Raw genomic sequence first — 4,832 nt, forward strand, 5'->3', positions numbered from 1 at the left:
GTCAGTCAGTTTGTCAGCGGGCCAACGCTGGACGGAAAGTTCGGCAACAGGAAACAAACCAACAGCCAGCAGGTTATCGAGCAAACCAATCGCTCTTCGACGCTGAGCGCCGGTAACGATTTGCACCTCAACGCTGGTAACGATGTGCTGGTGAAGGGAAGCCACCTGGACGCTGGGCGTGACATCAATATCAAAGGACGTGACGTCACGCTGGACGTGGCCAAGGGCGGGATTAGTGAAGAAACCACCCACACCCAAAGTTGGGGCGGCATTCATGGCGGCACCAGCGGCGGGATCAAGTTGGGCGCCGGCGGCAGCTTCGGCACGGCTACGGGCGAGAGCTCTCAAGGCTCGTCTACGGCTTCACAGCTGGAAGCCGGTCGCGATATCAACCTCAAGGCCAGCAATGACCTGAACTTGATTGGAACGCAGGCCAAAGCCCAACGGGATATCGAGCTGAATGCGGGCAACGATTTGAACATTCGTTCGGCGCATAACGACAGCAACAGCGAAAACAACCGCCACAGTGGCGGCGGGGAAGCAGGCCTGACGTTTGGCTCCGAAGGTATTGGCGTCTACGTCAGTGTCAGCATGGGCAAGGGCAACCTGGAGCGAGAAGGCCAACGCCAACAAGAGGCTTACCTCTATGCCGGCGACCGTCTGGGGTTCGCCAGCGGCAAAGACACCATCATCGGCGGAGCGAACCTCAGAGGCGACGAAGTGGTGGGGCGCGTGGGCGGCGACCTCAAGGTCTCGTCGATAGCCGATACGGGCAAGGTCAAGGGCAAAGAGTTCGACATCAGCGTTACGGCCACCATCGGCCCGGGCGCCGGTGTCAGCGGTTCGGTCGGCTTTGGCAAGACCACAGGCAAAACCGACTGGGTCGAAGAGCAAACCCGAATCACCGGCAAAAATGCAGTCGATATCAGAACAGAGAACCATACCCAGATCGACGGAGCCGTCATCGCCGCTGACAACGGCAACCTGAAACTGGACACCGGCACCCTCGGCTTCAGCGATATCGCCGGGCAAGACAAAGAGCATGGGTACTACCTGAACGTAGGTGGTACCTATAAAGCCGGGAGCAGTGAAAGCAAAGGCAACACCGTACAAGACAGCAGCCAGGCGGGAAAAGGCAAGGAAGGTCAAACCGGCTGGAGCGTTGAGGGTTGGAACTACGAGAAAGAACGTGAACAGATTGTCCGCGCCACGGTGGGGGCAGGTGAAATCGTCGTACGTGGGGATACCGAGACGGGCACTGACTCTACGGCCGGGTTGAACCGGGATGTGAGCAAGGCCTATGAGATCACCAAGGATGATGAAAAACGAACGGATTTGTATGCGAGTAGTTCGTCCATTGATGCTGTGCTCAAACCTGGAGAAACGCTGAAGCAATGGTCTGATGGGCTACTCAATTACGATAAAACGGCGTTGGACAACTTCAACAAGGCCGCCGGGGCATTGCATGCATTAGTCAATCGAGTGGAAGTCATGCAGGGCCGTCCGATGGATGCTCGTGCAGAAGCCATGGCCGGCAAAGACTTGGCAGAAAGCACGCTTGAAGCCCTCATTCTCTCTGGTATGAGCCCTCGATCGGCAATGGCAAAAATGGGGGATCCCGAATTCATCGACAGCGTCCTGAGAAGTATGGCGTCGTTAAATGGGATCGAACCTCAGGTGCTTAGCGACGCGCAGACGCTTGTTGAGTCGAGCACCTATAAACCCGACCCTCAGGCAGTGGTACTGGATACGTCGGAAGTCAACCCGACAGGGATTGAAGAACTTCAAGGTCTGATTCGTCAACTCGGGGAAATACAGGCTTATAAAAACAAACATCCTGAGAGTGTGGAAGCCATAGCCTATGTGTTGGCCGCGGCTCAAGGCCCGAAAGGGGTTGCTCAATTCATTGCGATGAAGGCTGTTGAGGGGACCGAGGCGGGGCAGGCGATCTCGAAGAACATAGACAAAGCGAATGCGTTCGTCGGACAGAAAGTCGCTCAAATCATCGAAGGGACCGAGCTGAATCCGACGTATGACAGCGACAAATATCTGATTGGCGGTGGTGAGCTACTTTCCAGTATTTTGTTTGGGGCGATGCCTGCTCGCAAAGGTAAGGGCGGTAAAGATTCCGAGGCAAATTCTCCTCGTCCTCTTGCCGAACCTGTCTATAGGACAAATAAGGAGGCCAAGCAGGCTGCAGAAGCGTTGGGGTATAAAAAAATCAACGAAACAGTCCATGATGGGCAGGCTGTTTTCAAACAGGGAAATTTGTATATCACTAGGGACCTTGACGGACATAACGGAGGAGCATGGAAAGCAGCTAAATCGGTTAAAGCGCTTGGCTCGAAAGATACGAGACTGGGTACTTTTGACGTGAATATGAAACGTATTGGTGATTGAAATGAAAAAAACTGAGATGCCGGGTTGGATTACACGTGGGAAGACCATTTCTGAATTAATCGAAGAATTACGCTCATTTGAGGATCAAAATCTTATGGTTGAGATTTCAGTTGACGGTGGCGTAAGTAAAAAGCCAATCAGCTTAGTTGGGAAGGAAGATGGTGTCTGTGTTTTATTTAATTGCGAGTCGGATTTTTAACGCGGGCTAAGGTAGTGCCGGGGGGGCGTAGAGCAGAATAGATGGGGCTGCAGTGACTCTACCCGACACTGCGGCCAACCAAGCTGCCTATCCACAATCGCGTGGTCAGAAAGCAGGACTGGGTTTTCCCATCTGTCGTTTGGTAGGAATCATTTGCTTGGCCAGCGGTGCTGTTTTAGATGCCTCGCTGGGACGCTTTCGAGGCAAAGGTGGCGATGAACAGACGCTACTCAGGACGATGCTCGACACTCTGAATCGAGGCGACATTGTGTTGGGCGATGCCTACTACGCAACGTACTTTCTGCTGTGCGAACTGCAGCGTCGTGGGATCGATGGCGTGTTCGAGCAGTATGGCGCCAGGCGGCGCAGTACCGACTTTCGGCTCGGGCAATCGCTGGGGCCGGAAGATCATTTGGTTGAGCTGACAAAACCTGGGAATCGACCTTCCTGGATGAGCCAAACTTATTACGACAATGCGCCTGAAACACTGACAGTGCGAGAGCTGTAAACCGGCGGAAAAATCCTGGTGACCACCTTGAACTGCCCGCAGCAAGTCCCCAAAGCGGGGCTCAAATCACTGTACAAAGACCGTTGGCATGTTGAGCTGGATCTGCGCAATATCAAGACAACGCTGGGGCTTGAAACGTTGAGCTGCAAGACGCCTGGCATGGCTGTAAAAGAGTTGTGGGTGTATCTGCTGGCGCATAATTTGATTCGGATGATCATGGCCAAATCAGCGCTATTAGCTGATTGCTTGCCACGCGAGCTTAGCTTTAAACATAGCCTTCAATTATTCCTTGCGATGCGGCAGTACGGTGCCGACGAACAAGACGATGGGGTACCGAATTTACTCAGGTTGATCGCCAGGAAACGTGTCGGAAACCGGCCGGGACGGATTGAGCCTCGCGCCATAAAACGAAGGCCCAAGCCTTACCCGATGCTGATGCAGACGCGCTCGGCGGCTAGGGCCGAGGTCAGGAGAAATGGACACCCGAAGAAGGTTAAGTAAGTGCCATTCAAATCTGTCCCCTTTTTCGCACGTAAGCTGTTCTTCGTGGCTTTCGCCGTCATCACTGCGGTCAACTACTGGCTGGCCTATAACGTCACAGGCTACAAGTCGGTCTATCTGACCATGGTCGCAGGTTTTTTCTTCGGCCTGATGTTTGCGAAATCCGAGCCAAATAAGTAATCGCGAATCACGCCCGAGGGAAAAGGTCGCGGCACATCACGATCATTCCGATTTCGGCTACATCGGTACTGAAGGGAATTTCTCCCAACGCCCTGAATCCGAAGTTCTCATAGAAGCGCTGCGCGTTTGAATTGGTCTTCAGTACGTCTAGCCATAAGAAACCTTCATTGCGGTTTTGCGCTGCGTCTTGAATGAGTTGGAGAAGCTGCTTCCCATAGCCCTTACCCGCCTGAGACTTGAGGTAGTAAATTTTCTGGAGTTCGGCGCCAACATGATCAGCCATTGGGATTGGCTTGGACCAATTGACTTTTGAGAAGCCTATTGCCTGGCCTTTGTCGTCGAACGCAATGAGCCAGTAGTGATTGATAGGTGATCCGATAGATTTCTGCAGTTCAGAAACTGAGAAGTCCTCGCTTAGAAAGTTCTGTAATCCTGCGGCGGTCCAGATATCAGAAAAGTGCTCTTTGTAGGTCTTTATGCCGATGTCTCGGAGCGTTTGAAGGTCTTCAATCGTTGCCTCTCGAATCGTGATCACTGCTCTGCTCTCTGCGCCAAATGACTCCAACCAATACCGGCAACCCGCCACTATTTCAAGTCCTGCCTAAGCGAGGCACAAAAGTCTCAAGGAATCCCTATGGCGCTGACAGCAAAACAGCAGCGTTTCGTTGACGATATTCGTTCGGCAGGACGCCGGAGATGGGGAATTGCTGAGCAGGCTTTGAAATAGCGGAGCAGAAGAGATAAGGGCCTGCCCAGGTTTCCCCGGCAAGCCCTTGATATACATGGTGCCCGAACCCGGAATCGAACCGGGACGCCCTTACGAGCGGGGGATTTTAAGTCCCATGCGTCTACCAGTTTCGCCATTCGGGCGGTAGCGCGGTGTAACAGGGTTGGGAATATATAGATCTAGCCGCCTCAGCGCAACCTCCAGGCCGGTTTTCCCGCATAAAGATGCGCAGGAAAAAGCTTGGCAGATCAGTGATCTACAGGGCCTTTGTGCCAAGTGCTGATGAACGCAAGCAACCCAGGAACAAGCCCCATAAA

The 4,832-nt window shown here is 53.3% G+C and carries 4 protein-coding genes, 1 tRNA gene and 1 pseudogene; 4 read left to right on the forward strand and 2 right to left on the reverse strand.

The genetic code is table 11. From position 1 onward, the window contains the following. The 4 genes and pseudogenes from GIW04_RS27935 to GIW04_RS27950 all read left to right on the forward strand — a co-directional run. On the forward strand, nt 1-2,400 hold a 2,400-nt coding region (locus GIW04_RS27935), incomplete at its 5' end, for a hemagglutinin repeat-containing protein (protein WP_236479416.1). A gap of 1 nt (nt 2,401) precedes the next feature. Further along, on the forward strand, nt 2,402-2,599 hold the full coding sequence (locus GIW04_RS27940) for a hypothetical protein (RefSeq protein WP_034135051.1): 198 nt from the start codon (nt 2,402-2,404) through the stop codon (nt 2,597-2,599). Nucleotides 2,600-2,636: 37 nt separating this feature from the next. Next, nucleotides 2,637-3,608: pseudogene (locus tag GIW04_RS27945) on the forward strand (IS4 family transposase); the annotation flags it as partial. Further along, nucleotides 3,609-3,788: a hypothetical protein gene (locus tag GIW04_RS27950; RefSeq protein ID WP_120248088.1), complete on the forward strand. Its 180-nt coding sequence runs from the start codon at nt 3,609-3,611 to the stop codon at nt 3,786-3,788. A gap of 7 nt (nt 3,789-3,795) precedes the next feature. Here GIW04_RS27950 and GIW04_RS27955 read toward each other — a convergent pair whose 3' ends face one another. Then, entirely contained in the window at nt 3,796-4,323 is a 528-nt protein-coding gene (locus GIW04_RS27955; protein WP_120248202.1) for a GNAT family N-acetyltransferase, read from the reverse strand. A gap of 248 nt (nt 4,324-4,571) precedes the next feature. Then, a tRNA-Leu gene (locus tag GIW04_RS27960) sits at nt 4,572-4,658 on the reverse strand. Nucleotides 4,659-4,832 lie beyond the last annotated feature (174 nt).

The organism is Pseudomonas sp. PA-4-8C (assembly GCF_021606625.1).
In the GTDB taxonomy this organism is placed as follows: domain Bacteria; phylum Pseudomonadota; class Gammaproteobacteria; order Pseudomonadales; family Pseudomonadaceae; genus Aquipseudomonas; species Aquipseudomonas lactis.

Coding starts and splice junctions, on each gene's coding strand:
- GIW04_RS27940 (WP_034135051.1), top strand. CDS start 2,402: ATGAAAAAAACTGAGATGCCGGGTTGGATTACACGTGGGAAGACCATT.